Origin of the sequence: Collinsella sp. LCP19S3_C9, assembly GCF_052121575.1 — a bacterium.
Lineage (GTDB): Bacteria > Actinomycetota > Coriobacteriia > Coriobacteriales > Coriobacteriaceae > Collinsella.
The window spans coordinates 1-669 of sequence record NZ_JBQKDZ010000043.1 but is presented as its reverse complement, the minus strand read 5'-3'; the positions used below and the strand labels follow the sequence as shown (position 1 = coordinate 669).

Sequence of the window (669 nt, the reverse complement as noted above, 5' to 3'; positions counted from 1 at the left end):
CGGAGTCGCCACTCGACCTCTGACTCGGCGCGAGGCCGAAATAGGCCGTGACCTGCCTTCCGGAACGGAACCTCGTGAAGTCGCCGACCTCGGCCGAGAAGGCTGCGGCCAGCGCGAAGGCGCAGCCCTTGATCGACTGGAGGGCGGCCACCTCCGCGGCGATCGGGCTGGCATCCACGGCGGCCCTGTACTCGGAGAGCAGGTCCGCCCGGGCCTCCGCCGCGGCCTCGACCTCGTTCCTCAGGGCGGCGAGCGTCCGAACCCCGCCATCGTCCTCCGGCCTGACCTTGTCGAGCCACCTCAGGAAGTCGTAGGTCCAGTACTTCCTCGGGTTGCCGGCGGGCGTGGTGCCGCCGTAGACGAACCCCCGCTTTGCGAGGAAGGCGAGCAGCCGCTGCTTGGCGGTCGCCAGGCGCGCGGTCGCCCCGTCGTAGGCGCCGGCGAGGTCCCTGATGCCTTCGACCTCGGGGGAGGGGACCATACGGGGGAGATGTCGTGGGCGAGTATCGCCTTGGCCATCCTGGCGGCGTCGTTCCTGTCGTTCTTGGAGGCCGAGTCGGCGGCCGACCTGGGGATCTTCGAGACCGCGGCGACGACGCACTCGACGCCGAGCCCGGCGAGCTCCCTTTGCGGGGCGAAGCCGAGGTAGCCGCTCTCGTAGGCCGCGAG

Annotated in this window: 1 protein-coding gene; it reads right to left on the bottom strand. The window is 71.0% G+C overall.

Translation table 11 applies throughout. The annotated features are described in order from the left end of the window. Positions 1-481, bottom strand: a 481-nt coding sequence (locus ACTQXI_RS08900; protein WP_441548536.1) for a transposase, incomplete at its 3' end; no start/stop codon positions are given. Positions 482-669: the final 188 nt, after the last annotated feature.